General features: G+C 71.0%; 22 protein-coding genes and 3 pseudogenes. 11 read left to right on the forward strand and 14 right to left on the reverse strand.

Features of this window, described 5'->3' with window-relative positions; genetic code table 11:
• Window positions 1-24 precede the first annotated feature (24 nt).
• The gene (locus tag M2163_RS43225; protein WP_280896783.1) at window positions 25-690 is read left to right on the forward strand and encodes a class I SAM-dependent methyltransferase; all 666 of its coding nucleotides are present in this window, start codon (window positions 25-27) and stop codon (window positions 688-690) included.
• Window positions 691-961: 271 nt separating this feature from the next.
• Here the strand turns inward: M2163_RS43225 and M2163_RS43230 are convergent, their stop codons facing one another.
• Window positions 962-1,450, reverse strand: a complete 489-nt coding sequence (locus M2163_RS43230) for a TetR/AcrR family transcriptional regulator (RefSeq protein ID WP_280853995.1) — start codon at window positions 1,448-1,450, stop codon at window positions 962-964.
• Window positions 1,451-1,648: 198 nt separating this feature from the next.
• On the opposite strand from M2163_RS43230, the gene M2163_RS43235 reads away from it, so the two are divergent.
• Both M2163_RS43235 and M2163_RS43240 read left to right on the forward strand, forming a co-directional pair.
• Entirely contained in the window at window positions 1,649-3,220 is a 1,572-nt protein-coding gene (locus tag M2163_RS43235) for an MDR family MFS transporter (protein WP_280896784.1), read from the forward strand.
• Window positions 3,221-3,378: 158 nt separating this feature from the next.
• Window positions 3,379-4,179 carry a GNAT family N-acetyltransferase gene (locus M2163_RS43240; protein ID WP_280896785.1) on the forward strand — a complete coding sequence of 267 codons (801 nt, stop codon included), beginning with the start codon at window positions 3,379-3,381 and terminating at the stop codon, window positions 4,177-4,179.
• A gap of 371 nt (window positions 4,180-4,550) precedes the next feature.
• Here the strand turns inward: M2163_RS43240 and M2163_RS43245 are convergent, their stop codons facing one another.
• From M2163_RS43245 to M2163_RS43265, 5 genes are all read right to left on the reverse strand, one after another.
• Window positions 4,551-5,411 carry an alpha/beta fold hydrolase gene (locus tag M2163_RS43245; RefSeq protein ID WP_280896786.1) on the reverse strand — a complete coding sequence of 287 codons (861 nt, stop codon included), beginning with the start codon at window positions 5,409-5,411 and terminating at the stop codon, window positions 4,551-4,553.
• A gap of 99 nt (window positions 5,412-5,510) precedes the next feature.
• Entirely contained in the window at window positions 5,511-6,389 is an 879-nt protein-coding gene (locus tag M2163_RS43250; RefSeq protein WP_280896787.1) for a helix-turn-helix transcriptional regulator, read from the reverse strand.
• 106 nt (window positions 6,390-6,495) lie between these two features.
• Complete coding sequence (locus M2163_RS43255; RefSeq protein WP_280896788.1) at window positions 6,496-7,329, reverse strand: alpha/beta hydrolase; 834 nt, start codon at window positions 7,327-7,329, stop codon at window positions 6,496-6,498.
• A 143-nt stretch (window positions 7,330-7,472) separates the two neighbouring features.
• Window positions 7,473-8,540: an alpha/beta hydrolase gene (locus M2163_RS43260; RefSeq protein WP_280896789.1), complete on the reverse strand. Its 1,068-nt coding sequence runs from the start codon at window positions 8,538-8,540 to the stop codon at window positions 7,473-7,475.
• 116 nt (window positions 8,541-8,656) lie between these two features.
• Entirely contained in the window at window positions 8,657-9,169 is a 513-nt protein-coding gene (locus M2163_RS43265) for a TetR/AcrR family transcriptional regulator (protein WP_280897408.1), read from the reverse strand.
• Window positions 9,170-9,355: 186 nt separating this feature from the next.
• On the opposite strand from M2163_RS43265, the gene M2163_RS43270 reads away from it, so the two are divergent.
• From M2163_RS43270 to M2163_RS43280, 3 genes are all read left to right on the forward strand, one after another.
• Complete coding sequence (locus M2163_RS43270; protein WP_280896790.1) at window positions 9,356-10,798, forward strand: aldehyde dehydrogenase; 1,443 nt, start codon at window positions 9,356-9,358, stop codon at window positions 10,796-10,798.
• Window positions 10,799-10,938: 140 nt separating this feature from the next.
• A complete protein-coding gene (locus tag M2163_RS43275) occupies window positions 10,939-11,136 on the forward strand; it encodes a hypothetical protein (protein WP_280847383.1) in 198 nt (65 codons plus the stop codon).
• Between the two features lie 14 nt (window positions 11,137-11,150).
• A complete protein-coding gene (locus M2163_RS43280; RefSeq protein WP_280896791.1) occupies window positions 11,151-11,378 on the forward strand; it encodes an SDR family oxidoreductase in 228 nt (75 codons plus the stop codon).
• Window positions 11,379-11,405: 27 nt separating this feature from the next.
• Here M2163_RS43280 and M2163_RS43285 read toward each other — a convergent pair whose 3' ends face one another.
• The 5 genes and pseudogenes from M2163_RS43285 to M2163_RS43305 all read right to left on the reverse strand — a co-directional run.
• Complete coding sequence (locus M2163_RS43285; protein WP_280897409.1) at window positions 11,406-11,804, reverse strand: hypothetical protein; 399 nt, start codon at window positions 11,802-11,804, stop codon at window positions 11,406-11,408.
• Window positions 11,805-11,846: 42 nt separating this feature from the next.
• A pseudogene (locus M2163_RS43290) lies at window positions 11,847-11,936 on the reverse strand (TetR family transcriptional regulator); the annotation flags it as partial.
• 20 nt (window positions 11,937-11,956) lie between these two features.
• On the reverse strand, window positions 11,957-13,708 hold the full coding sequence (locus tag M2163_RS43295; protein WP_280896792.1) for a phospholipid carrier-dependent glycosyltransferase: 1,752 nt from the start codon (window positions 13,706-13,708) through the stop codon (window positions 11,957-11,959).
• Window positions 13,687-14,049 (reverse strand): hypothetical protein, encoded by a 363-nt coding sequence (locus M2163_RS43300; protein ID WP_280896793.1) that lies wholly within the window; start codon window positions 14,047-14,049, stop codon window positions 13,687-13,689. Before M2163_RS43300 ends, M2163_RS43295 begins: the two co-directional genes overlap by 22 nt.
• Window positions 14,050-14,157: 108 nt before the next feature.
• Window positions 14,158-14,658, reverse strand: a pseudogene (locus M2163_RS43305) (SigE family RNA polymerase sigma factor); the annotation flags it as partial.
• A gap of 192 nt (window positions 14,659-14,850) precedes the next feature.
• On the opposite strand from M2163_RS43305, the gene M2163_RS43310 reads away from it, so the two are divergent.
• Window positions 14,851-15,522, forward strand: a complete 672-nt coding sequence (locus M2163_RS43310; protein ID WP_280896794.1) for a TetR/AcrR family transcriptional regulator — start codon at window positions 14,851-14,853, stop codon at window positions 15,520-15,522.
• A gap of 113 nt (window positions 15,523-15,635) precedes the next feature.
• Here the strand turns inward: M2163_RS43310 and M2163_RS43315 are convergent, their stop codons facing one another.
• The gene (locus M2163_RS43315) at window positions 15,636-16,766 is read right to left on the reverse strand and encodes a glycosyltransferase (RefSeq protein WP_280896795.1); all 1,131 of its coding nucleotides are present in this window, start codon (window positions 16,764-16,766) and stop codon (window positions 15,636-15,638) included.
• A gap of 210 nt (window positions 16,767-16,976) precedes the next feature.
• On the opposite strand from M2163_RS43315, the gene M2163_RS43320 reads away from it, so the two are divergent.
• From M2163_RS43320 to M2163_RS43335, 4 genes and pseudogenes are all read left to right on the forward strand, one after another.
• Entirely contained in the window at window positions 16,977-17,402 is a 426-nt protein-coding gene (locus M2163_RS43320) for an organic hydroperoxide resistance protein (RefSeq protein WP_280896796.1), read from the forward strand.
• 91 nt (window positions 17,403-17,493) lie between these two features.
• Entirely contained in the window at window positions 17,494-17,691 is a 198-nt protein-coding gene (locus M2163_RS43325; protein ID WP_280896797.1) for a hypothetical protein, read from the forward strand.
• 58 nt (window positions 17,692-17,749) lie between these two features.
• On the forward strand, window positions 17,750-18,196 hold the full coding sequence (locus M2163_RS43330) for a VOC family protein (RefSeq protein WP_280847374.1): 447 nt from the start codon (window positions 17,750-17,752) through the stop codon (window positions 18,194-18,196).
• A gap of 44 nt (window positions 18,197-18,240) precedes the next feature.
• Window positions 18,241-18,468 (forward strand): annotated as a pseudogene (locus M2163_RS43335) (FAD-dependent oxidoreductase); the annotation flags it as partial.
• A gap of 81 nt (window positions 18,469-18,549) precedes the next feature.
• Here the strand turns inward: M2163_RS43335 and M2163_RS43340 are convergent.
• Window positions 18,550-19,104 carry a hypothetical protein gene (locus M2163_RS43340; protein WP_280896798.1) on the reverse strand — a complete coding sequence of 185 codons (555 nt, stop codon included), beginning with the start codon at window positions 19,102-19,104 and terminating at the stop codon, window positions 18,550-18,552.
• A gap of 296 nt (window positions 19,105-19,400) precedes the next feature.
• Window positions 19,401-23,483 carry a discoidin domain-containing protein gene (locus tag M2163_RS43345; protein WP_280896799.1) on the reverse strand — a complete coding sequence of 1,361 codons (4,083 nt, stop codon included), beginning with the start codon at window positions 23,481-23,483 and terminating at the stop codon, window positions 19,401-19,403.
• Window positions 23,484-23,529: the final 46 nt, after the last annotated feature.

The raw sequence follows: 23,529 nt of genomic DNA on the forward strand, positions 1-23,529 counted from the left end.
CACCCGCACGAGAGGACGACATCTGTGAGCGACAACGGGCAGGACATGGCCGATGTCCAGCGCGAGCACTGGCAGCACACCTACACCGCCCATCCCGGCATGTACGGGACGGAGCCGTCCGCCCCGGCCGTCCATGCCGCCGCCGTCTTCCGTGCCGCCGGGGCCCGGGACGTCCTCGAACTCGGCGCAGGCCACGGCCGGGACGCGCTGTACCTGGCCCGTGAGGGCTTCACCGTCCGGGCCACCGACTTCTCCACCACGGGCCTGGAACAACTGCGCGAGGCCGCCCGCCGTCTGGGGGTGGCCGAACGGGTCACCACCGTCGTCCACGACGTGCGCGAGCCGTTGCGGCTGCCGGACGCGTCCGTGGACGCGGTCTTCGCGCACATGCTGCTGTGCATGGCCCTGTCCACGAAGGAGATCCACGCGCTGCTCGCCGAAGTACGCCGCGTGCTGCGGCCCGGCGGTGTCCTGGTCTACACCGTCCGGCACACCGGCGACGCCCACTACGGCGCCGGTACCGCGCGCGGAGACGGCATCTTCGAGCACGGTGGTTTCGCCGTGCACTTCTTCGACCGTGCCTTGGTCGACGCGCTCGCCGAGGGGTGGACGCTCGAGGAGGTCCACTCCTTCGAGGAGGGCGAGCTGCCACGGAGACTGTGGCGCGTCACCCAGAGCCTGCCGGACTGACACAGCTGGACCGGCCGACACGTGTGCCCTAGTGGGTGGGCCGGCGGCTCCCCTGGCCGCATTCAGCTGTCGACTGGGGCGCCGCCATGGCGAATCTACTGGCGGGCTCTTGAGGGGTGGGGGCGGGCGCCGGGACGCAGCGGGAGGCGCAGACGGTCACCGAGTCGGCGGGGTCTTGTGGGGTTCCTCCAGGGGGCACGGGCAGTTCGAAGAGGGAGGTCATGTCCCGGGAGGCCAACTGGCGACGTCATACCTTCACCGGGCAGGTGCGTCAGGACGTCCCGAGACCATTGAGAAGGGTGTCGACCACGACGTCCGCCGCCTGACCCGCACTCAGTTCGGGCAACTGCCGGGACACCAGGTGCATGAGCTGGGGCAGCAGCGCGCTCGCCCAGCCTTGCGGAAGACCCGGCCGCAGCAGGCCCTCGTCGGTGGCGCGCCGGAGGAAGGCGTCGACCTCCTCGACGGCCGCGTCACGCCGGGCGTGGACGCTGTCGTCGGTGAGCATGCGGGTGAGGTCGACGGGCCAGGTGCGGTTGACGGTGATGATGTTCTCGACGTAGCGGTGCAGGGCGACGGTGACGGGTGCTTCGCGGAGTCGGGCGTCCTGGATGGCGTGTTCGATGGCGGTGAGGCGGGCGTCGTAGATGGCCGCGAGGAGGTCTTCGCGGGAGGCGAAGCGTCGGTAGACGGTGCGTCGGTCGACGCCTGCTGCGGTGGCGATGCTCGCGATGCTGGTGCCGGGGTCGGCGGCGAGCATGCGTGCGCCGGTGGTCAGGACGGCTTCCAGATTGCGCGCTGCATCAGCTCTCACCGCACTGATTCTAGTGGCGGAATGTGATGCCTGAGACATCTAGCGCCTCTCAGGAGTAGAAGGCTGACCTCTAAGTGCTACATTCTAGTGACAGATAGGCCTGGTAGTGCCAGGTCATTGAGTCTTCTGGAAAGGCACCTGCTGATGTCGAAGGCAGACAACTCCTCCTCACCCAAGGCGGGCGGTGTCGCCGCCGCGATGAGCGCGCTGGTCCTGGCGGTCCTCCTCGCCGCACTGGACCAGACGATCGTCTCGACCGCGCTGCCCCGGATAGCCGAGGACCTCAACGGCTTCGACGACATCGCGTGGGTCAGCGCCGCCTACCTGCTCGCGTCGACCGCGGTCACGCCTCTGTGGGGCAAGCTCGGAGACATGTTCGGCCGCAAGAGGCTGTACCTGGCCTCGACCTCGGTCTTCCTCATCGCCTCCGTGGCCTGCGGCCTGGCACAGAACCTGCCCGAACTGGTCGGTGCCCGCGTCCTGCAGGGCGTGGGCGGCGGCGGCATGATCGTGCTGACCTTCGCCCTCGTCGGCGACATCGTCGCCCCGAGCGAACGCGGCCGCTACCAGGGCATGTTCGGCTCGGTCTACGGCGTCGCCAGCATCGTCGGCCCCCTGCTGGGCGGCGTCTTCACCGACCAGCTGTCCTGGCGGTGGGCGTTCCTGGTGAACCTGCCGGTCGGCATCGTCGCCCTGGCCATCGCCGCGCGGGCCCTGCCCGCCGCCACCCGGGGCACCCGGGCCCGCATCGACTACCTCGGCGCCACCGTGCTGGCCGCCATCGCCACCGGCCTGGTCCTCGTCACGTCCTTCGGGGAGCGCTGGGGCTGGGGTTCACCGGCCATCGTCGGTCTGATCGCCGCAACGGTCGCGCTGGCCGTGGCGCTGGTGCCGGTCGAGCGCCGCGCCGCCGCCCCGGTCCTGCCCCCGGCCATGTTCGCCTCCCGGACCGTGGTGTTCTCCTCGCTGATCGCCTTCTTCGCCAACGCCGCGATGTTCTCCGTACTGGTCTACCTGCCGACCTACCTCCAGATCGTCCACGGCGTCTCGGCCACCCTCTCCGGCATCCACATGCTGCCCCTGGTCGCCGGACTCGTCGTGAGCCAGTCCCTGGCCGGACGCTGGGCCGCACACGTCGAGCGGCTGCGGACGATCCTGCTCGCGGGTCTGGTCGCCAACCTCGCCGGACTTGTGCTGCTCGGCACCATCGGGGCGGCCACCGACACCCTCGTGCTGAGCGTCTACTTCCTGATCACCGGTATCGGCATCGGCATGGTGCCCATGGTCGTGCTGACCACCGTCCAGAACAGCGTGCCCGCCACCGACCTCGGCGCCGCCAGCGCCGTCGTCACCTTCGCCCGCTCGATCGGCGCGGCCTTCGGAGTCGCCGTCTTCGGTACCCTCCTCAACACCGGCTTCGCCGATCGTACGAGCGGCCTGCCGACCGCGGGCGGCTTCGACGCCACCCGCCCCGACACCATCGGCCGCCTCCCCGGCACCCTGCGCGACACCGCACTGGACGCCTTCGCCCACGCCACGGCCGGCGGCTACCTATGGATCGCGCCCGCCCTCGCCGTCGGGATCGTCCTCGCCCTGTTCCTGAAGCCGGCACGCGAGAGCGGCGAGACCGCGACTACCGACCCCTCCGCGACTACCGACCCCTCCGAGCCCGCGCCCGCGGCCGGCCCCGCCGAGGATCCCGTCCGGGCCGCCTGACCACCGTGCCCTCGACCGGCCGACACCGGCACCCGACTCCGTGCGCCCATGCAATCGCTGGAGTGACGTGAACGGTGGTGTCGTCGCACCCCGGACGGCGAAGATCGTCGTACCCGGCACAGAACATTCCACAGCAGATGACGAGATGAGGGACTGCCGTGACGAACCTGACCGCCGCCATCGAGTCCGTGGCACAGCTCCGCACGGTCTGGCGGGCCATGGTGCTCGACCGGAACGGGGAGGCGGACGTACGGGATATGCCGGGCGTCGCCGTCCGCTGGGCCGACTGCCGCTTCGCCTTCTGGAACGCGATCACCCTGACCAAGACCGGGGCCGACGCCACGCTCCTGGAGAAGCGGCTGCGGCAGGCGGCGGACATCATGCGGTCAAAACGGCAACCGGGCTTCCTGTGGTTGTTCGAGGACCTGCTCGCCGACGACGCCCGCGCCGCACTGGACGAGGCAGCGGAGCGCGCGGGCCTCGCCCACGCCTTCCCCGGTACCGGCATGGCAGGCGACCTGCTCCCCATCCCCGAACCCCGCCACCCGGAGCTGACGTTCGAACGGGTCACCACCGACCAACACCTGCTGGCTTACGCGGACCTGAACTCGCGGGCCTACGGCTTCCCCCTCGACGACGGCCGCGACGGACTGGCGGGCTCCAGCCTGTGGAAGCAGGAGGTGTACGCCTACCTGGCCCTGCGGGACGGCACACCGGTCGCCTGCGCCGCCACCGTCGAGGCCCAGGGCAGGCTCTTCGTCGTCCTCGTCGCCACCGACCCCGGCCAGCAGCGCCGCGGCTACGGGGAGGCGGTCACGCGAAAGGCGCTGTACGAGGGTGCCCGTGCCACCGGCCTCACCCGGGCGACCCTGCACGCGACCGTCGCCGGGGCACCGGTGTATCCGCGGATCGGTTTCGAGCCGAACTCCCCGATGCACTTCTACGCGCTCAAGGGCTGAGGCGGGCCGGCCGCCGCCGCGCTGGTGGCGGTCCAGTGCCGCAGACAGGTGCACGAGTCCGGCACCCGCAGGAGCATGTCGAGGAAGCGTGCCGACCGGACGCACTCCTGTTGGCCGCACCGACCCGCCACAGCCACACATGCGACACATGTCGCCCTCACCGAGGACCTCGACCGGGGTGTCTGGGCCCCGGGGCCGCTGGAGCGCAGGCTGCCCGCCTTCTGGTGACCTGTGCCGGAGACGGCCGGTTCACGCCGGTCCGGCTGCGCGAGATCCTCTGGGGGGGGGGGCGAACTGGCAGGCGCCGCGCAGTTGTTGGAGCGGGTGGTACGGGAACCGGAGCCCCCTGCGCATCCCGGCCGGTGACGTGGTCATCGTTCATGGGGGCGGCGGGGAGCCGGGACGCTCCGCCGGGAACCCGGTCCCGGCGGCCGGCCGTCGGGGGCGGTGGGGGAGGGCGCGGGGTGGGGTCGTGGGTGGAGGTCGTGGAGGAAACCGGTGAGGAGCTCCAGCGTCCGTTCCGGTTCCTCGAAGGTCGCCGCGTGCCCGCCCTTGACCGCGGCCAGCCGTGCGCCGGGTATCCCGTCGGCGAGTTCGACCGAGTGCTCCGGGGCCACCAACTGGTCCCCCGTGGCCGCGACGACCAGGGTGGGAGCGGTGACGGCGGCGAGATCGCCGCGCAGGTCGACGCCCAGGGCGAAGGCGATCTGCTGGGAGACACCGGGTGCGGATCCCGCCAGTCGGACGGTCAGCCGCCGGGCCGCCTGCGAGGTGTGCGCGGCGAGATAGGACCGGGAGAAGGACAGCGAGGCGAGGAAGGCGTTCAGCTCGGCGTCGCCGCGTACCAGCACCGACGCCCACATCTCCAGGCCGAGCCAGAGTGTGGTGCGGGGCCGGGCGAATCCGCAGAGGGTGAACAAGCCGCGCACCGGGCGGGGATGGCGGGCCGCGACGGCTACGGCGACGGCCGCGCCCAGCGAGGTCCCGGCGATCACGAACTCCGTCAGCCCGGCCTCGCGCGCGGTGGCCACCACCTGGTCGGCCACGGCATCGACCCGCAGCGGGCCCTCGGGCAGGGGGCTGCGACCCGACCCCGGGAGGTCGATCGGCACGACCGTGTGCTCGACCGCCAGTTCTGTCAGTAACAGCTCCCAGGTGTCCGCCGCGGTGCCCCCGATTCCGGCCAACAGGACCAGACCGGGTCCGCTGCCCAGGACGTCGTACGCGAGCATGCTCACCTCTTCCCCACTTCCCCGGGGGCACGAGCTTCCCCAGGAACACGAGCTTCCCCAGGACCACGAGGGAGGAGGATCCAGGGTGCCGGGCGGAGCCTACCGGGATGTGTGTCGCGCGGAGTCCGGTTCCGTCTGCCTGGCGGTCCAGGAGGCGAGGATGCGCAGGGCGTCGTGGGAGGAGCTGCCGGGTTCGGCGGTGAGGACCATCAGGCGTTGTCCGGAGCCGTCGCCGGCGGCCCAGGTGTCGCAGTCCAGGGTGAGGTCGCCGACCAGGGGGTGGCGGTAGTGCTTGGTGCCGTACGTCGCGCTGTTGACGCGCTGCTGGGCCCACCAGGTGCGGAAGTCGGCGTCCTGGATGGTCAGGTCGCCGACCAGGCGGGCGAGTTCCGGGTCGGTGGGGTCGGCCGCGGCCTCCATGCGCAGGGCGGCCACCGCGTCCCGCGCGTCGTGGGCCCACTCCTTGTGCAGCCCCCGGACAGCGGGGTCGGTGAACATGAGACGCAGGTAGTTGCGGTGGTGGGCCGGTACGGCGGCGAAGTCGGTGTAGAGGGCGGTGGCGGTGGGGTTCCAGGCGAGGATGTCGAGGTGTTTGCCGAGGGCGAGGGCGGGGGTGTGGGTGAGTTGGTCGAGGAGGCGGCGCATGGCGGGGCGTAGGTGTTGCGGTTGTCGGCGGTGTCGTGGGCGGTCGTCGGTGCGGCCGGCGAGTTCGTACAGGTAGCGCTCCTGGTCCTGGTCCAGGCGCAGGGCGTGGGCGAGGGTGGTCAGGACGGTGGTGGAGGCGCGGACGCGGCCCTGTTCGAGGCGGGTGTAGTAGTCGACGCTGATGGCGGCGAGTGCGGCGACTTCTTCGCGGCGCAGTCCGGTGACCCGGCGTGGGGAGTCGGTGGCGGGCAGGCCGCACTGCTGGGGGGCCAGTTGTGCCCGGCGGGCCCGCAGATAAGCACCAAGGGCATGTGGGTCGTGATGTGCGCTCATGTCGTCGATTCTCCTGGGGGTCACACACCAGGGCGATGTGTCGATGGGATCGGGAAACGGCCGAGGGCGGCGGGACTCCGTTCGGTCCCTCCGCCCTCCGGGGGTGTCAGCGGACGGTGGCGCGGGCCGCGCGCTCGATCACGTCGGCCACCAGGTGCGGGTGGGAGACGGCGACCGAGTGGGAGGCGGCGATCTCGGTGGTGTGCGCGTGGGCGCGCTGGGCCATGAAGCGTTGCACGGCCGGGGGGATGTTGAGATCTTCAGTGGTGACGATGTCCCAGCTGGGGATGGTCTTCCAGGCCGCGGTGGTGGTCTTCTCCTCCAGGGCGGCCTGGGCGATGGGACGCTGCTCGGCGGCCATCAGGGCGGCCTCGTTGGCGGGCACGTCGGCGGCGAACTGGTGGTGGAACTTGTCCTGCTGGATGTACAGGTCGGTGGCGGTGGTGCCGTCGGCCTGCTGGTAGGTGACCGGGTCCAGGGTGCCGGGGAGGGTGGAGCCCGGGTACTTGTTCGTGAGCTCCAGGGCGCTCTCGCCGGGGGCGGGCAGGAAGGCGGCCACGTAGACCAGGGCCTTGACCTCGGGGTCGTCGGTGGCGGCCTCGCTGATGACGTTGCCTCCGTAGGAGTGGCCGACGACGATCTTCGGGCCCTTGACGTGGTCGAGGACGGTGCGCAGGGCGGCGGCGTCGGAGGCCGGGCCGCGCAGCGGGTTGGCGGCGGCGACGACAGGGTAGCCGTCCGCGCGCAGGTCGGCGATGACGCCGTTCCAGCTGGAGCCGTCGGCGAAGGCGCCGTGCTCCAGGACGACGGTGGGTTTGGAGTGCTTGCCGGCGCTGGTGTTGGCTGCTTCGGCGTTCGCGGTCGCGCCGTTGGCGGTGCCGCTGAGGGCGAACGCGCCGAGCGCGAGCCCCGCCGTGGCCGTCGCGACCGCGCCAGTCATCAGTCGCTTGCGTCCACCCTTGATACTCACCACGACATGACCCCTCTCAGGAATGCTTCTCGGTTTTGGTACTGACGGCGTAGATCGTCACCTGTCAGGACGGTGATGTTGGCTGAGGTTGTGCTGCTGTCGGTGGCTGGGACTCAGAGGTGGTCGGCGTCCACCACGGCCTGGGCGAAGGCGGTGGGCGCCTCCTGCGGCAGGTCGTGACCGATGTCCGCGATCGTCCGGTGCAGGTAGGGGCCGGTGAAGTGGCTCCGGTACGAGGTGCCGTCGCCCGGCGCCGTGAACGGGTCCAGGGCCGCGTCGAGAGTGACGGTGGGGACGCCGATGGGGGGCTGGGCCGCCAGTCGGCGCTCGTAGCGGTCGTAGCGCCGGTCGCCCTCGATCAGGCTGATGCGCCAGCGGTAGTTGTAGAGGACGATCGCGGCGTAGTCGGGGTTCCTGAAGGCCTCGGCGGTGCGCGCGAAGGTGGCGTCGGAGAAGTTCCAGTTCGGGGAGACGAGGGTCCACACGTAGCGGCACAGCGCGAGGCGCTGGTCGACGTCCTCCATAGCCTGCACGCCCCGGTCGGTGGCGAAGTACCACTGGTACCACCAGTTGTGCTCCACGGCCGGGATCGCGGGCTCCAACTGCGCCTTGCGGTTGGTGATGAGGTAACCGCTGGTCGAGACGAGGGACTTGACGCGCTCGGGCCACAGGGCGGCGATGATGTCGGCGGTCCGCGACCCCCAGTCGAAGCCCGCGAGGACAGCCTTGTCGATCTTCAGGGCATCCATGAACGCGATGATGTCCAGCGCGATCGCGGACTGCTCGGCGGTGCGGGGGGTGTGGCGGGACAGGAAGCGGGTGCTGCCGTGGCCGCGCAGGTACGGGACGAGGACCCGGTAGCCCAGGTCGGCCAGGAGCGGGGCGACGTCGACGAAGCTGTGGATGTCGTACGGCCACCCGTGCAGGAGGACGACGACCGGGCCGTGCGCGGGGCCGGCCTCGGCGTAACCGATGTCCAGGACTCCCGCCTTGACGTGCTTCAGCGTGCTGAACTCGGTGTGGGCGCCGGGCGCGACGGCCGGCACCGTGGGAACGGCGGCGCCGCTCGGCCGCTGCGAGGCGGTTGCGGCTGACGCCTGGGTTTGAAGCCCGGCCAGGGAGACCGCGGCCGCGCCGGTGCCCAGACCGACCGCCTTGCCGAAAGTACGCCTGTTGATCATGTGAAGTCCTCCGTGGTGGGTTCGAGATGACCGGCCCGTGCTCGCCGAGCCCGCGGCGTGACGACCCTCGCATAGCGCGCGTCACCTGTCAAACAGGTGACGAGAAGGCTCGGTGGTCACACGCGGTCGCCCGGAGGGCCCGCTGTGCCGCCGAGCCCGCGAAGGTAGGTGTCGACCGCGACGTCCGCCGCCTGCCCCGGACTCAGGTGGGCGAGCCGATGTGCCGCCAAGTGCACCAGCTCGGGCAGCAGTGGCCCCGCCCAGCCCTGTGGCCGGTCCCGGCGCAGCAGGCCCTCGTCGGCCGCCCGCCGCAGGAAGGCGTCGACCTCGGCGATGCAGGTGTTGCGGCGCTGCCGGATCGCCTCGTCGGTGAGCATGCGGGTGAGGTCGACGGGCCAGGTGCGGTTGACGGTGATGATGTTCTCGACGTAGCGGTGCAGGGCGACGGTGACGGGTGCTTCGCGGAGTCGGGCGTCCTGGATGGCGTGTTCGATGGCGGTGAGGCGGGCGTCGTAGATGGCCGCGAGGAGTTCTTCGCGGGAGGCGAAGCGTCGGTAGACGGTGCGTCGGTCGACGCCTGCTGCGGTGGCGATGCTCGCGATGCTGGTGCCGGGGTCGGCGGCGAGCATGCGTGCCCCGGTGGTCAGGACGGCTTCCAGATTGCGCACCGCATCAGCTCTCATCCCGCAAGAGTACCGATGGTGTAGATGATCGATCCCTCCGCTGCACTCTTATGAGAACTTAACCAATAGAAGTGCTACATTAAAGTGGCAATTAGAAAGCGGTCCATGACTGCACCGGAAGAGAGAACGCACATGATCACCTATGACCGACTGTTCATCGGGGGCGCCTGGGTCGAGCCGAGCAACCCGGAGCTGCTCGACATCGCCTCCCCGCACGACCGGTCGGTGATCGGCCGCGCCGCCCAGGCGCAGCCGGCGGACATCGACCGTGCGGTCGCCGCGGCACGGGCCTCCTTCGAGAAGGGCGAGTGGCGCCTGACCCCGCCCGCCGAACGCATCGCCACCCTGCGGCGGTTCAACACCCTGCGGGAGGAGAACGCCGAGAAGATCGCCCACCTGATCTCCCTGGAGAACGGCTCGGCGGGCTGGTTCACCCGCGCGGGCCAGCCGGGCCTGACTCGGCAGGCGAACGCCTACCTGAAGGCGGCGGAGGAGTTCGCGTGGGAGGAGACGCTCGTACCCTCCGACCCGGCGTCCCCGGTGCGCAGCGTGGTGCGCCGCGAGGCGATCGGCGTCGTGGCCGCCGTCATCCCCTGGAACTCGCCCTTCTCCTCGGCCACTTCGAAGATCATCCCGTCGCTCCTCGCGGGCAACTCGGTGGTCCTGAAGGTATCCCCGGAGAACTCGCTGAGCATGGGTTTCCTGGCCGAACTTCTCGAGCAGGTGGGTCTGCCCGAGGGTGTGATCAGTGTCCTGTCCGCGGACCGGGAGACCAGCGAGTACCTGGTCTCGCACCAGGACGTCGACAAGATCGCCTTCACCGGCTCCACCCGGGCCGGCCGCCGCATCGCCGCGATCGCCGGCGAGCAACTCAAGCGGGTGAGTCTGGAGCTGGGCGGCAAGTCCGCCGCGATCATCCTGCCCGACGCCGACATCGCCAAGGCGGTCGCGGGAGTGAAGTTCGGCTCCCTCCTCAACAACGGAGAGTCCTGCATCGCCCAGACCCGCATCCTGGCTCCGCGCAGCCGGTACGAGGAGGTCGTGGCCGGGCTCAAGGAACTGGTCGAGTCCCTGAAGGTCGGCGACCCGAACGACCCCGACACCTTCATCGGCCCGATGATCCGCCCCGACCAGCAGGAGCGGGTGCGCAACTACATCCAGCTCGGCATCGACGAGGGTGCCCGTCTGGTCACCGGCGGGCCGCACGTCCCCGAGGGCCTGGAAAAGGGCAATTACGTCACCCCGACCGTCTTCGCCGACGTCGACAACTCCATGCGGATCGCACAGGAGGAGATCTTCGGCCCGGTCCTGGTGGTCATCGCCTACGACGACGAGGACGAGGCGGTCCGCATCGCCAACGACTCCGAGTACGGCCTGTCCGGGGGAGTCTGGTCCGCCGACGAGGCCCACGCCCTGGAGGTGGCCCGCCGCGTCCGCACCGGCACCGTCACGGTCAACGGGGCGTCCATCGCCTTCGACGGCCCGTTCGGCGGGTTCAAGGCCAGCGGCATCGGCCGCGAGTACGGCGCGGTCGGCCTCGGCACCTACACGGAGTACAAGACCGTCACGGTCTGACCCGGAACCGTACGCCGACCCCGTGGTCACTCACCTGACTATCGTCACCTGCTTGACAGGTGACGCATGGGGAATCATGCTGAGAGTCGTCCGGACGACAACCAGGACGCCGTCCACGGTCGACGAAGTGGAGCACGGTCATGAACAAGGGGCTCAACACGGAAGCCGCCGAAGCGGCGGTACGGCATGCGCGGTTCGGCAAGCTTCCCGAGCGCATACGCGTCGAGGACATGACCGAAGCGGTCGAGGCCGCCCCGGCCGGCGGGGCGAACGGATCGTACGACCCCGAAGGTTCGTGGAAGTACTACTCCTGCCTCGCCCTCGACCTGGGGCTGTAGACCTGGATCGCAGGATGTCCGACCTCGAGGGCTCCCAGGTGTCCGTCACGGCCCGAGAACCCAAGGAAAACAAGGAGACCCAGCCGAACGCCGTCAACGCCCTGATCCCCAACGACCAGGAACGCTGCGGCCGGCCCGACGAGATCGCCGCGGCCGTGGCGTGTCTGTGCAGCGACTACGCCCAGTACGTCAGCGGAGCCACCATCCGCGTGGGCGGCGGCCTCATCCGCTCCGCGTTCTGAACCCGTCCCGGGACCGGACGCGGACGGCTACCCGTCGGCGCCGTCCGGGCCGGCCGAGGGAGGCTGTGGCAGGCCGGAGGTCCGGGTGACCGGACGGAGCATGTCGGCCAGGATGTCCGCCAGTTGGTCGTTGTCGGCCGAGGCGAGCGCGGTGGTGCCGATGACGGTGCGCAGCAACCACGTACCGGCGGTCACCGCCAGCCCCAGTTGTGCCCGCACCTCCGCGTCGGAACTGTCGAGCAGACCGGCCAGCCGGACTCCCACATGGGTCTCGATGCCCTGCCGGACGATGTCCACCGCTTCCGGGTCCGCCGCCGACTGCAGCAACAACAGGAACCGGTCGAGCTGTTCGGCGCCCGGCCCCGTGCGCTCGGCCAGTGTGCGGGCGACAGAGTCCGCCAGACCCGGCAGCCGGTCGCGGACCACCGTCGGCGGCGCGGAAGCACGTTCGACGGCCTGGGCGAACAGCCGATCCTTCGAGCCGAAGCAGCGGTTGAGCATCGTCGCCGTGACCCTCGCCCGCTCGGCGATCTGCCGCACCCCGGCGCGGGCGTACCCGTGCTCGGTGAACTAGAGAGTCATATCCAGGTGTCGAGCCACATCCTGGCGTGCCAGTCGGCGTACGGGATCGTCTGCCCGGTGTAGATCGGGAAGAAGTAGACGAAGTTCCAGGCGATCAGCAGCACCACCGCGCCCACGGCCACCGCACCCTGGACGCGCCGTCTGCCCGTCGCGCCCGGCGGACCCAGGAGGGCGCCCAGCGTCATCGCCACGGCCAGACACAGGTAGGGCACGAACACGACGGCGTAGAAGGAGAAGACGGTCCGGTCCTGGTAGAGGAACCAGGGCAGGTAGCCGGCTCCCACGCCGCACAGGACGGCTCCGGCACGCCAGTCGCGACGCAGGGCCCACCGGTAGAGCAGATAGCCGAGCGCACCACACGCGGACCACCACAGCGCCGGCGTGCCGAGCGCGAGGATCGTCTGCGAACAGTCGACGGTCGTACGGCACCCGTCCACCCCTGGCTCGGGCGACTCGTAGTGGAACAGCACCGGGCGGCCCAGGACCAGCCAACTCCAGGGGCTCGATTCGTACTTGTGGGGTGAGTGCAGCCCCACGTTGAACACGTACACCGCGTGCTCGTAGTGCCACAGGCTCCGCAGCGGTGCCGGGATCCACGCCCAGGGGCCGCCGCGCCCGTCCGCCCAGTGCCGCCCGTAACCGTCGTCGGACAGGAACCAGCCCGTCCAGGTCGCCGCATACGTCACGACGGCGACCGGTACGAGAGACATCAGCGACCACCCGGCGTCCCGGCGGAGCACCGCGCGAAAGGGTCGGTACGCCCCCGCCACGCGCCGGGCACCGACGTCCCACAGCAGCGTCAGGACGACGAAGAAGGCGAGGAAGTAGAGGCCGTTCCACTTGGTCGAGGCCGCGAGCCCGAGGAAGACACCGGCCGCGAGCCGCCAGGGGCGTACTCCCGTGCCCGCGCGGTCACCGGTGGGCCCGTGCGGGCGTACCCGGCCGTCCTCGCCGACGGGCAACGCCGCCGCGAGCCGGGCCCGCGCGGCGTCCCGGTCGATGAGCAGGCATCCGAACGCCGCCAGCACGAAGAACGACACGACGAGATCGAGCAGTGCGACACGGCTCATCACCAACTGCAGCCCGTCCATCGCCAGCAGCAGCCCCGCCAGACACCCCAGCAGCGTCGAACGGAACAGCCGGCGGCCGGTACGGCAGAGCATCAGCACCGACAGCGTGCCGAGCACCGCCGTCATGAAACGCCAGCCGAACGGCGTGAGGCCGAACATCCACTCACCCGCGGCGATCACCCACTTGCCCGTCGGTGGATGCGCGACGAAGACCCCGCCGTCGGAGAGGGGGATGAGCTGAGGGTGGGCCAGGATCTGCGGGTCGGCGATCTTCCGGTCCGGCCAGGTGCCCTCGTAGCCGAGCCGCAGCATGGCCCAGGCGTCCTTGGCGTAGTACGTCTCGTCGAACACCACGGCCCGGGGATCGCCCAGCCGCCAGAAGCGCAGCACCCCGGCGAAGAGCGCCACCAGCAGCGGTCCGCCCCACGCCGACCAGCGCGCCAGGCGGGCCGCCGACCGCGGGGGCAGACCGAGGATCCGCCACGGCCGCGGGCTCGGTTCGGGGAACGGCACCACCAGACGGTCGCGCAGGGACGGGCGGGGAGCTGCGACGTGACCGAAGCGCCGCAGCCGTCGCTCCCAGGAACCCGGCTCGCCGCTCCCCGGCACCGCGGGCCCGTCGACCGACGGGGACGTGTTCTCACGTATCACCGGCATCAGCGCGTCGGATCCGACCATGTGGCCACACGGGGCGTGTCGGAGATACGTGTCGGCACCGGAACACCCTCGGCGGTGGCGCCGGACCGGACCGCCGAGGGCGTCGGGACCGACTCCGCGGAGGTGACCGGGCGGGGCTGCGGGCTGTTGGACACGCCCTGAGCGAACGCGCCCGTCAGGAACAGGAGTCCGACACCGGCCCCGGCGAGGGTCAGCGCCGATCCGGTGGCCATCCAGACCCGCCGCGCCCGCTGCCGGGCACGGACTCCGGCCCGCAGCCGGGTCCGGTGCCGTTCCTCGTAGGGCGTGTCCCTGCGACCGTCACGCATCATGCGTGCCAGTTCCTGCTCGAAGTGATCCATGGCTCCTTCTTGTCACTCGACCGGCGCGACCGGCGCGACCGACTCGACGGACTCGACTGGCTCGACGGACTTGACCGGCTCCACTGGCGCGACGGACTCGACCGAGTCGAGCGGCTCCACCGGCTCGGCCATCAGCCGCCGCAGCCGCGCGACCCCTCGGGACGTCAGCGAACGGGCCGTCCCCACCGGGCACCCCAGCAGCCGCGCCACCTGCTGCTCGGGCAGGTCCTGGTAGTACCGCAGCACCACCGCGGCCCGCTGCCGGGCCGGCAGCAGCGCCAACACGGCCTCCAGACGCGTTCGTTCGTCCACTACGGCGGACTCGTCGCCCACCCCGGGCGGGTCGGGCATCTCGGCCACCGGCTGTTCGCCCCACCAGCGCCGCCGCGCGGACCGTGCCGCGGCGCGCACCAGCACCCGTCGCACATACGCCTCGGGCGCCTGTTCGGCCACCCTCGGCCAGGCGAACCACAGCTTGACCAGCGCCTCCTGGAGCAGGTCCTCCGCCCGGTGCCGGTCGCCTCCCGTGAGCAGCCGAGCCAGATGGTGCAGCGCCGACCACCGGACCGCCACGAACCGGTCGAACTCATCGGTCCGCAACCGCCCCATCAGAGCCGCCCCCTGTCCTCTGCCGCCAACATGTGCTCTTCCCTCTCCATCAAAGGCACTGGACCCCGCGCCGCTATGCGCTCCGAACACGTGGCGTGGATCACATGGGCTGCGCCCGTTAGAGGCGTGCCGCCACCCGTCGATCCGGCTCCGGCCTGCCAGGGCATCATGGACAGGGCGGACGGAGGAGACATGTCCGTCGCGCCCGGAGAGGACAGCATGAGCGCACGGACCAGCGGCCGGCGGCCCTACCGCAACGACAGACGGGCGGAGGCCGCCGCGGAGACACGGGCGGCGATTCTCGATGCGGCTCTGCGCCTCTTCGTCGAGCACGGATACGCCAGGGTCACGATCAGCGACATCGCGAGAAACGCCGGAACTGCGGTGCCCACGGTGTACGCCAGCACCGGTGGCAAGGCCGCCATCCTGAGCATTCTGATAAACCGTGGGGTGGACGACCCGGTCGTCGAACAGACCCTGGACAAGGTGCGCTCCGCGTCCGACGCCAGGGCGGCGATCAAGGCCTTGGCCCACGGGGTGCGCCTGGACAACGAACGCCATCTGGACATCGTCCAGGTCATGATCACCGCCGCCGCCGTGGAACGAGGAGTCGAGGAGGAGCTCCACCGGGTCGCCGCCGCCTACCGGCAGGCCCTCGGGGTGCTCGCGGAACGTCTGGCGGAGCTGGGGGCGCTGCGTCCCGGACTGAGTCATGAGCGGGCCACCGACATGCTGTGGTTCCTCTTCGGGCTGCCGTCCTGGCGCTTGTTCGTGGCAGAGCGCAACTGGTCCTGGGACGAGACGGAGCGCTGGCTCGCGGAGCAGGCCGCCGCCGCTCTGCTCCCGGGGCCGGACGACCGCTGACGGAGACCTGCCGGGGCGGTCGCGGCGCCACCGTGGTGCGCGTGGTGCCGGTACCGCCCCGCGGCACGGCGGGAGTTTCCTCCGCCGTGCCGGGTCGACAGCAGGGACAGAGGTCAGCCGAGAAGGCCTACCAGTTGCGCGGCGACCTCATCGGGTGAGGGCATCGCCGCGATCTGCTCGGCCGCACGGCGCGCGTTGTCCCGGTACTCCGTGTTGCCGAGCACCTCGTCCACCGCTGCCGCGACGGCCTCCGCCCCGGCGGGTGGCATCACGGCGACGCCGGTGCGCGAGCCCGCGACGGCGCCCGCCTGGAGGAACTGGTCGGCTCCCTGCGGTACGACCACCATCGGCAGGCCGCGCGAGAGCGTGCCCAGGGTGGTGCCCGCTCCGCCGTGGGTGACCACCAGGTCGATGCCGCCCAGCAGTTCGGCCAGCGGAGTGAAGCCGACGAATTCGACCTGGTCGAACCCGTCGCCGTAGTCCGAGGCCGCGGCGGTCAGGCCGAGGGTCACCACCAGATCCGCCTTGGCGGACAGGGCGTCCACGATCGGGCGCAGGACCTCGGGTGCGGCAAAGTGCGTGCCGAAGGAGAGCAGCACCTTGGGCCGGGTGCCGGCGCCGGACGAGTCCGCGGCGGCCGTGTCCGGTGTGCCGGGGCCGCGGTGGGCCTCCGGGCGCAGCGCAAGACGGCCCTCGGGTGCCTGCCAGTCCGGGCCGCGGAGTGCTTCGGGGCACGGATCCAGGTACCAGGTGGGCTGAGGGGCGGTCAGGCCCCGTTCCTTGTAGCGGCGCTCGGCCACGGCGTCGAAGACGTCGGTGAACTGGGCTGGGATCGGCGGGCCGAACGCGAGCTTGGCGTAGGGGACTTGGAGGGCGGCCGCAACGAGCGGGCCCACATAGTCGGTGGCCTCGGCGACGATCAGATCCGGACCGAACTCGCGCGCCGCGGCGATGGCCGCGTCCGCGGTGAGGTCGATCCGCGCTCCGGCGAACAGTTCGGCGGCCACCGCGGGGTCGGGCACCGTCGGGTCGTCCACACCGGCCAGCCGGGCCGCCTCCATGAGGAGTTCGGGGATTTCGGGGCCGACGGGGAGCAGGGTGATGCCTTCGGCGGCGAACAGGGGCCCGAAGGACGCCGAGGTGATCACGGCGACTTCGTCGCCGCGGTCACGGAAGGCGCGGGCGAGGGGCAGCTCCGGCAGCAGGTGCCCGTGCTGCGGAGTGCTCGAGAAGAGGATACGCATGTGCGGAGTCTAGGACATTCGATGAAGTGTGACTTTATCGAATATGCCGAGCGCTCGATATGTGTCCCGGAGTGCGTTTCGTCATTCGTCACCAACTTGACTGGTGACGTGATGGCTGCCATGATTACGTCACCGCTTCAACCGGTGACATGGAAAGTGTGCAGGCCGGAGGCGTCACGACCACTTCGACCCAGCTGGGGAGCATCAGCCATGGCAGTCAGCTACACCGCCGTTGTCGACGTCGACGGAGAAGGCCGGAACGGCGGCCACGTCCGCTCCTCCGACGGTCTGCTGGAGACTTCCCTAGCCCTCCCCAAGGAACTCGGCGGCGCCGGCACCGCGACCAACCCCGAGCAGCTCCTGGCCGCGGGCTGGGCCGCGTGCTTCCTCGGCGCCCTGCGCCGAGCGGCCACCACCCGCAAGATCCGGCTCACCAGAACGACCATCACCGCCGAGATCACGCTCACCCACGGCGACGACGGCGAGTTCTCCCTCTCCGCGGTCCTCAGCCCCGTCCTCGGCGGCGTCGACCAGGCCACCGCACAGGAGCTCGCCGAGGCCGCGCACCAGATCTGCCCGTACTCCAAGGCCACGCGCGACAACATCCCCGTCACCATCGCCGCCTCCGCCGCCTGAGCGGCCCCCCGACCGCGGGTCCCGTGTCCCCTGCGCGGGACCCGCACCCCCCTTCCGAACCCCACCACCGACCGAGGAGCGAGGGCAGGACATGGCCGCCACGACGCACACACCCGTACGGATCACCGTCCGCCCCCGCCCGGATCGCGCACGTGCCACCGACCAACGGCGGCCCCGGCGCGCGGCGACACCCGAGAGCCAGGACCGGCCGACCGACACACAGGTGTGGAACTGGGCGGAGAGTGCGGCCCTCGCCGGACACGGTCCGTCCGCCCTCGACTTCCTGTGACCCGGCGCCGGACCGGCGAACGACGCGAAGAACAACCATCGAAAGCGAGATCACAGCCATGGACATGAAGCTCGAAGTCGTCATCCTGCCCGTCTCCGACGTGGACCGGGCCAAGGGCTTCTACGTGGAACAGCTCGGCTGGCGCCTCGACGCCGACTTCCCGATCAACGACGGGTACCGGATCGTCCAGGTCACCCCGCCCGGCTCCGAGTGCTCCGTCATCTTCGGCGAGGGCCTCACCCAGCAGGAGGCGGGCACGCTCCACGGCCTCCAACTGACCGTCACCGACATCCTCGACGCCCAGAAGGAGCTGACCGCACGCGGTGTGGAGGTCTCCGGCCCGTTCCGCGACGAGACCGGCGCCTTCCACCACGCCGGCGACACCCACCGCGTGCCCGGCACGCACCCCGAACGGGCCAGCTACGGAACCTTCGCCGCCTTCAAGGACCTCGACGGCAACGAGTGGTTCCTGCAGGAGGTCACCGAGCGCGCCCCCGGCCGCTGAGTCCGTCCGCCCCTTCCCACCGGCAAGCGGCCACCGGAGGACACATGCCGACCGAGAACACCCACACCTACGACGTCATAGTGATTGGCGCGGGCCTCGTCGGCGAGAACGTCGCGGACCGCACCAGCGCCGCAGGACTGAGCACCGTGCTCGTGGAGAGCGAACTGGCCGGCGGCGAATGTTCCTACTGGGCCTGCGAACCCAGCAAGGCCCTGCTGCGCCCCGTCCTGCTGCGCGCCGACGCCGCGCACGTACCGGGTCTGGCGGCCGCACATGTGTGCCGGGAGTCCTGGGAGTCCGCCGTCCTGGTGGACCTCCAGGAGCACCCGTCGGCCGATCGACCGTCGCCGGTGTCAGCCGGCGTCCTTCTCGACCAGGGTGTACATGACGGACCGCTCGTGCTTGTGGCGCCGGATACGGCCCTTGGCGACCAGGGACTCGAGGGTGTTGCGCACCACCTGCGGGGTGGGGTTGCGGTCCGGGTGCTTCTCCAGGAGTTCCTCCCGCAACTCCTTCGCCGGCCGCGGCTCCTCGTACTGACCGAGGAGCTCCGACAACAGGTCACCGAGCAGCGGCTGCGGCGACTTCCCCTTCGCACTGGCCTTCGCAGGGGCGGTGGCCTTGGGGGACTTGGTCGGCGCGGAACGTCGTGCCGAGGACCGGGCCGGCTTCTGATGCGTCTTCGTGACGGCCGGCTCGTCCTGCACCTGCTCGGGCAGACGGTTCGCGTCCGCGAAACCCTCGTACCGCTCGGCCAGGTTGAGGATGTCCGTGAGGAGGCCCTCCTCCTGCTTCAGGACGGCGAGCCTGTCCTCCAGCTCCTTCTGTCGCCGACGGTTCTCCTCCAGGTCCGATGCGGCTTGTGCTACGTACCGCGATCGGAGCGTGGCGGCGGATTGGCTGGTCACAACCGTTCACTCCCTCGATTGAATGACGTTGCGCATCGTACCCACGCTCCAGGTGCCCGTGGGACAAGTGTCACCGCCAGGTGGTTCGCCCTTCGTTTGTACTGCCCGGTAAGTGTGTCGCAGAACCGCCGCCGAGGCGATCCCCCGCAGCCCGCCCTCCCTTTCACATCCGGTTCACATGTCACCCTGATGTGTCTCGGGCAGCCGCCCCGACCGGTCGACGGGAAAACGAAGGCGGGCGCCCTGGAGAAGGGCGCCCGCGTGGAGGGGTGGGAGGGCCGGGCCCGCCCGTCGGCTCAGCCGCGTGCCGTGACCGGGGGAGTGTTGTATCCCTCCGCCCGCAACCTCGGCCGGTTCGACGGCAGGGCGGAGGCGGGCCACGACAGGGTGACCGTCCGGCTCTCACCGGGCAGCAGCCACAGGTAGTTGTCGTCGTAGAGCGTCGGCAGCACCCGGGTGCCGTCCTCGTCCAGCAGGGAGAGCCGGACCATCGCCGCGACCTCGGACCCGCGGTTGCGGACCGTGGCGGTCGCCGTACGCCTCTCCCCGTCACCCGACACCTTCGTGAGAGAGGCGGACAGCTTGGCCTGCCGGGCCTGGTTGAGGGCGCGCAGGGCCTCGGGGGTGCGGCAGCGCCAGTAGGTGTTGCGCGAGCGGACCTTGCCGGCTCCGTCCGTGAGGGTCAGCCGCAGCAGGTGCAGATCCGGCAGGTCCTCCGCGGGCGCCGCGGTGAACGCCGGGACTGAGGCGGCGGGCTCCACGTCCACCCGTGCGGTCCGCGTGCCGGCGATCCGGCGGCCGGACAGGTCGTACGTCTCCGCCCTGACCGTCGCCCCCTTGAGCACCTGGCGGGTGTGGTTGACCGCGATGACCTGCCACTTCACCGGGTCGGCCTGGACGTGCAGGGGCTCGCAGGCGTTCCGGCAGCCGAAGTAGGCGCCGTTGACGTCGAAGTCGTAGTCGTACGTCTGCCAGACAGTGCTGTGCCAGGCCGGGTGGGACATCCACAGCATCAACCCGCTGGCGTTGTCCCACAGGTTGGCGTTCCACGCCTCGAACATGGCGCGGAAGTTCTCGTAGTTGACGAACTGCGCCTTGCGCGTGAAGTCGTCCAGGTCGCGGGCGGTGCCGAGGCGGGTCTCGACGGCCGCCTTGTAGTTCTGCGGGGCCTGGTTGCCGCGCTCGCTCCAGTCGTGGAGGTACCAGGCGCCCCCGATGGGCCACTCGGGCCCGTCCTCGCCGACCATCGCGCGGGTGCTGGCGGCGGTGGACACGACGGGCATGCCGATCTCGGTGTGGAAGCCGAAGTCCTTGCTGCCGTACGTCGACGGGTCGAAGTACCGCTCCGGCTCGACATAGCCGTAGGGGCCGCCGCCGGTGACGATGCCGCCGGCGGAGTTGTTCTGGTAGAGCACGCCGGGCACCTGGCTCTGGACCGCCTTGCGCATGCCCTCGTCCACCGCGGCCGGCGGGTTGCCCTCGTTGGCGCCGCACCACACCGCCACACTCGGGTGGATGCGGTAGCGCAGCACGGTGTCGCGGGCCGTGGACACGAACGCCTCGTGGTCCGGCGGGTCCATGCCCCAGGCGTTGGGGAAGTCGTTCCACACCAGGATGCCGTGGGCGTCGCAGGCGGCGTAGAACTCCTCGCGGTTGCTGCTGCCGACCCAGTTGCGGATCATCGTGAAGTTCATGGCCCGGTGCATGCGCACCGCCGCGTCCATCCGCTCGGCGGGCATCCGGCGCAGCAGTTCGTCCCAGCCCCAGTTGCCGCCGCGCACCAGCACCCGGACGCCGTTGACGCTGATCTTCAGCGGGTCCGGGGTGTTGGTGACGGTGGTGACATCGGTCCAGGTGTCACCGTCGTCGGAGACCTGGACGGTGTACGTCTTCGGGTACGCCTGCTCCCAGACCACGGCCACCCGGTCGAAGCGCCGGCTCGCGCCCAGGTCGACCTGGAGCCACTGGTTGTCCTCGTAGGCGGAGGACCAGCGGGTGCCGGGGGCGCCGTCGGTGGCGTGGGCGGCCGGGTGGCCGTCCTCCTCGCTGGAGGCTCTCGCGTCCCGGTGCAGGGCCAGGTCGGTGCCCGGCTCGGCGCTGTCGATGACGGCGAGGGACCACAGGGAGTTGCCCCAGCTGGTGTTGCGCACGCCGCAGGACAGTCGGACGTAACGGGCCGTACGGGCCTCGAAGTCGGTCACCCGCAGGCTGGCGTCACCGCTGTTGAAGGGCAGCGGCACGGCCGTGTTGTCCACCGACGCGGCGTCCGTCCACTGGTCGCCGTCCGCGGAGACCTGCACGACGAAGGTCCGTGCGTAGGCCTGCTCCCAGACGAGGTCGACCCGGTCGAAGGACTGCACCGAGCCGAGGTCGACGCGGATCCACTGGTCGTCGGCGAAGGCGGAGGACCAGCGGGTGTTCGGGTCGCCGTCGGTGGCGTTGGCGGCCGCGTGGCCGTCCTCGTCCGTGGTGGAGGCTTCGGCGGGGGCGTGCAGGGCGAGGTCGGTGCCGGGGCGTGCGCTGTCGAACACCGACAGGGTCCACAGGGAACTGCCCCAGTCGGTGGCCCGGGTCAGGCAGCGCACCCGGACGTGCCGGGCGCGCTGGTCGCCGAGCTGGACTGTCTGGGTGTACGCGTCGGAGGACGGGGTGAACTTCAGCGGGGTGTCGTACTCGTAGCCGAACTGCCGTATGCCGAAACGGGTGGTGCGCCGGTCGCTCTCGGCGCCGCCGGTGCGGGCGGTCAGGGTCAGCTCGTGCAGGGTGGGCTCGCCCAGACCGTTCGGCCACCACAGGTCGGGGTTCTTCAGCCGCAGGGCGTTGAAGGCGTCGGGAGTGAAGATGACATCGATGTCTTTCCCGGCCGGGACGGTGACCGTGCGCGAGACGCGGACGTCGCCGAACGCGGCGGAGACGGTGGCCTCGTGGTCCGTCGTGTCGGCGTTGCGCACCGGGATCGTCACGGTGAGCTCGGCGACCGACAGGTCCGGCAGCTCGGGCAGCGCGGTGTCCACCCGTGGGTCGCCGATGACGATGTGGCCGGTCGATCTCAGCCGCACGTGGTTCCAGATGCCGGCCGCCCGGTCCCGGACCGCGGGCATCCAGTCCCATCCCGAAGAGGCGAGGTACGTCGGCGAGTTGAGGTTCATCGTGTTGGCTCCGGCGTCCACCCAGGCCTCGCCCGCCGGGCCCTTGTCACCGGGGCTGCCGGGCACCGGCATGGGGGAGACGCGCACGGCGAGCGCGTTGCCGCCCTCGGCGGCCAGCAGGCCGGTGATGTCGTGGGCGGAGCGGGCGAAGGGGAACGTCACCTCGCCCACTCCGTGTCCGTTGAGCCAGATCTCGGCCTTGTGGTTGACGCCGTCGAACTCCAGCCAGACGTGCCGTCCGCTGCCGGTGCGCAGGCCGCGGGGCAGGTCGAAGTCCCGCCGGTACCACCAGGAGTGACGGGACAGCGCCTCGGGGATGCGCAGGTTGTTCAGCCCCGCGACCGGGTCGGGCAACTTGCCCTGGTCGACCAGGGTGCCCAGGACGGTGCCGGGCACGGTCGCGGGCAGCCAGCGGCTGGTGTCCGTGCCGGTCCGCGACAGGGCCGGGCCGTCGCCGTCCGCCCAGTCGTCCATGGTGAGCGTCCATCCCGACTCCAGCGGCACCGTGCCGTCGGCGGCGACCGTGAGCCGGGGCGCGTCGTGCTGGTGGGTGCCCCAGTCGGTCCAGCCGGTGGCCTCGGGACGCCGGCCCGGGGCGGTGCCGTACACCGCGAAGCCGTTGAGGCCGAGCGGGTTGTCGCTGGATCGCCGGCGGGCCGTCATCCGTACCCAGCGTGCCGTGACGGGGACCGACAGGGGGATGTCCACGACGCCGCCGGTGCCGGCCGTGGTGCGGTAGACGCTGCTCCAGGACTCGCGGTCGCGGGACGTCTCGACGACGAACTCCCTGGCGTAGCTGGAGAGTATCTCCTTGCCGGTGGTGCCCGACCGGGGGTTGCCCTCGGTCGGAGGGGTGAACACCGGGTCGCTCGCGTCGGCTTCGAAGGTCAGCCGTACGCGGTCGACGCGGCAGGCCGCCTCCAGGTCGACCTCGATCCACTGCGGGTCGCCCGCCCCGGCCCGCCATCCGGTGCCGCGGACCCCCGGTCCGGGGAGCGCGTCCACCGCGAACTCGGCGGGAGTCGGGGCGTAGGCCTGCGAGGAGACCCGGACCGGGCGGTAGGCGGCGAGCTCACCCGGCGCGGCGGAGGCGGTGGCGTCGGCGGTTCGGGGGGCGGCTTCGGCGGCCGGTGCGAAGACCGCGCCGAGGCCGAACCCGGCCAGCAGCGTCGAGCCGGTCGCGACGAGAGTGCGTCGGGAGGGGTGTCGCGGACACGCCTGTTCGACCATGTGTAGTCGTCCAATCACAACGGGTGAGAGAGGATGGTGCGGATCG

This window comes from Streptomyces sp. SAI-135 (assembly GCF_029893805.1).
GTDB lineage: Bacteria > Actinomycetota > Actinomycetes > Streptomycetales > Streptomycetaceae > Streptomyces.

Excerpts from the sequence above, each read along its gene's own strand:
- M2163_RS43275 (WP_280847383.1), top strand. The coding sequence starts at position 10,939 with ATGAACAAGGGGCTCAACACGGAAGCCGCCGAAGCGGCGGTACGGCAT.
- M2163_RS43265 (WP_280897408.1), bottom strand. The coding sequence starts at position 9,169 with ATGCTCGCCGCCGACCCCGGCACCAGCATCGCGAGCATCGCCACCGCA.
- M2163_RS43235 (WP_280896784.1), top strand. The coding sequence starts at position 1,649 with ATGTCGAAGGCAGACAACTCCTCCTCACCCAAGGCGGGCGGTGTCGCC.
- M2163_RS43230 (WP_280853995.1), bottom strand. The coding sequence starts at position 1,450 with ATGCTCGCCGCCGACCCCGGCACCAGCATCGCGAGCATCGCCACCGCA.
- M2163_RS43315 (WP_280896795.1), bottom strand. The coding sequence starts at position 16,766 with ATGCGTATCCTCTTCTCGAGCACTCCGCAGCACGGGCACCTGCTGCCG.
- M2163_RS43330 (WP_280847374.1), top strand. The coding sequence starts at position 17,750 with ATGGACATGAAGCTCGAAGTCGTCATCCTGCCCGTCTCCGACGTGGAC.
- M2163_RS43260 (WP_280896789.1), bottom strand. The coding sequence starts at position 8,540 with ATGATCAACAGGCGTACTTTCGGCAAGGCGGTCGGTCTGGGCACCGGC.
- M2163_RS43255 (WP_280896788.1), bottom strand. The coding sequence starts at position 7,329 with ATGACTGGCGCGGTCGCGACGGCCACGGCGGGGCTCGCGCTCGGCGCG.
- M2163_RS43245 (WP_280896786.1), bottom strand. The coding sequence starts at position 5,411 with ATGCTCGCGTACGACGTCCTGGGCAGCGGACCCGGTCTGGTCCTGTTG.
- M2163_RS43300 (WP_280896793.1), bottom strand. The coding sequence starts at position 14,049 with ATGGATCACTTCGAGCAGGAACTGGCACGCATGATGCGTGACGGTCGC.
- M2163_RS43325 (WP_280896797.1), top strand. The coding sequence starts at position 17,494 with ATGGCCGCCACGACGCACACACCCGTACGGATCACCGTCCGCCCCCGC.
- M2163_RS43320 (WP_280896796.1), top strand. The coding sequence starts at position 16,977 with ATGGCAGTCAGCTACACCGCCGTTGTCGACGTCGACGGAGAAGGCCGG.
- M2163_RS43250 (WP_280896787.1), bottom strand. The coding sequence starts at position 6,389 with ATGAGCGCACATCACGACCCACATGCCCTTGGTGCTTATCTGCGGGCC.
- M2163_RS43345 (WP_280896799.1), bottom strand. The coding sequence starts at position 23,483 with ATGGTCGAACAGGCGTGTCCGCGACACCCCTCCCGACGCACTCTCGTC.
- M2163_RS43280 (WP_280896791.1), top strand. The coding sequence starts at position 11,151 with ATGTCCGACCTCGAGGGCTCCCAGGTGTCCGTCACGGCCCGAGAACCC.
- M2163_RS43270 (WP_280896790.1), top strand. The coding sequence starts at position 9,356 with ATGATCACCTATGACCGACTGTTCATCGGGGGCGCCTGGGTCGAGCCG.
- M2163_RS43295 (WP_280896792.1), bottom strand. The coding sequence starts at position 13,708 with ATGGTCGGATCCGACGCGCTGATGCCGGTGATACGTGAGAACACGTCC.
- M2163_RS43310 (WP_280896794.1), top strand. The coding sequence starts at position 14,851 with ATGTCCGTCGCGCCCGGAGAGGACAGCATGAGCGCACGGACCAGCGGC.